Source organism: Arthrobacter sp. Y3223164, from assembly GCF_059091005.1.
The window spans coordinates 1-1,817 of the sequence record NZ_JBNHGF010000479.1; the positions used below are offsets into that span (position 1 = coordinate 1).

A 1,817-nucleotide genomic window follows, 5' to 3' on the forward strand; every position below is an offset into this window, starting at 1 on the left:
CGGCCGGCGGCTGGCTCGGCGGCGCCGCGGAGGCCGAGACGCGGATCCCGGTCAGGGGCGTACGGAAGCACACCGCCGCCGCCATGGTGGCCAGTGCTTTCACCGCCCCGCATGCGTCCTCGTTCCTTACGGTCGACGCGACGGAGAGCATGGAGTTGATCCGGCGGCTCAAGGCGGGCAAGGCGTTCGCCGGGCTGAAACTCACGCCGCTGACCATCGCCGCCAAAGCCCTGTGCCTGGCGCTGCAGCGCCGCCCCGAGCTGAACTCCCGCTGGGACGGGGACGCCGGCGAAATCGTGCAGCAGAACTACGTGAATCTGGGCATCGCCGCCGCGACCCCGCGCGGACTGACCGTGCCGAACATCAAGGACGCGCACCGGATGGACCTGCACCGGCTGGCCGAGGCCCTGGGGGAGCTGACCGAGACGGCACGCGCCGGCAGGACCGCCCCGGCCGATCTGCGCGGGGGGACCATCTCCATCACCAACATCGGGGTGTTCGGCATCGACGCCGGAACGCCGATCCTGAACCCGGGGGAGTCGGCCATCCTGGCCCTCGGCGCGGTGCGCCGGCAGCCGTGGGAATACCGGGGGGAGGTGGCGCTGCGCGATGTGGTGACGCTCAGCCTGTCCTTCGACCACCGCGTGGTGGACGGGGAGCAGGCGGGACGCTTCCTCGCCGACGTGGGCACGATCCTGTCGGACCCGGCCATGGTGCTGGCCATGGTGTGATCACCCGGCCATGGTGCTGGCCATGGTGTGAGCAGGGTGCAGAGGCGGCTCAGGCCAGTTCGAGGATCTCCTCGGTCACCACGGCGCCGCGGGCGTTGGCGAAGCCCTGGGCCTCGCCGACGGTCCGGAAGCCGAGCTTGTGCAGGACCTTGACTGAGCCAAGGTTGTCCTTGACCACCCGCGCCCGGATGGGACGCGCGGAGAATTCCCGCAGGAAGGCCTCGACGGCCGCGGTGGTGACGCCCTTGCCCCACTGCGACTTCGCCGTCCAGTAGCTCAGTTCCGGGTACCCCTCGTTGGGGTAGGCCAGCACGCTGCCCACCACCTCGCCGTCGACGGTGACGGTGCGCACGGTGATGGACTCGTCGTTGAGCAGGCTCTGCCAGTGGAGATCAAACACGCCGCGGTCAGACGGATTCCGGGCGGCAAACGCCGCCATATGGTTGGCGTCGGGATCCTGCTGGTACTCGAAGAACTCGTCGAGGTCGGCAGGTTCTACAGGACGAAGCTCAATCACAGCAGACCTTTCGGCTAGTTGGTGTCTGATACACCCTACTCGGCTTTCAACGCGGCCCAAGCCATTTGTTCCAGCAGATTGCGGCGCCAGGCTTCCCGCGGCTGCCGGCTCCGGTGGGTCGAGTGCGGCGTGGAGTTGATCAGTCCGAAGACGGCGTGTGCGCGGACCCGCAACTGCGCAGCGTCCGCCTCCGGCAGCAGCCGCGCCAGCACGGAAACCCACACCTCCACATAGGTGCGCTGCAGCGTCCGGACCAGCGCCGAATCCTCGGCGGGGAGGCTGTCCAGGTCCCTGTCGTGGACCCGGATGACGTCGGGATTCTTCAAGGCAAAGTCCACGTGGAAGGCGACCAGGCCGCGGAGCGCCTCCTCGGCATCCTGCTGGCCGGCCGCCACGTCCTGGCCGCCGTCGAGCAGGTCCTGGCTGACGCCCGTGAGCAGCGCCGCCAGCACCGCATGTTTGCTCTCGAAATGCCGGTAGACGGCCGGCCCGCTGACGCCGGCCGCCGAGCCGAGGTCTTCGATGGACACGCCGTTGAAGCCGCGCTCGGCGAAGAGGCGGGCGGCGGC

General features: G+C 69.3%; 3 protein-coding genes. 1 reads left to right on the forward strand and 2 read right to left on the reverse strand.

Annotation, left to right across the window (positions count from 1 at the left end):
* On the forward strand, positions 1 to 731 hold a 731-nt coding region (locus AC5RUJ_RS15595), incomplete at its 5' end, for a dihydrolipoamide acetyltransferase family protein (protein ID WP_494156169.1).
* 49 nt (positions 732 to 780) lie between these two features.
* Here the strand turns inward: AC5RUJ_RS15595 and AC5RUJ_RS15600 are convergent.
* The gene (locus tag AC5RUJ_RS15600) at positions 781 to 1,248 is read right to left on the reverse strand and encodes a GNAT family N-acetyltransferase (RefSeq protein ID WP_494002453.1); all 468 of its coding nucleotides are present in this window, start codon (positions 1,246 to 1,248) and stop codon (positions 781 to 783) included.
* Between the two features lie 35 nt (positions 1,249 to 1,283).
* Positions 1,284 to 1,817 (reverse strand): SACE_7040 family transcriptional regulator (locus AC5RUJ_RS15605; RefSeq protein ID WP_494156170.1); only part of this gene is annotated, 534 nt, incomplete at its 5' end.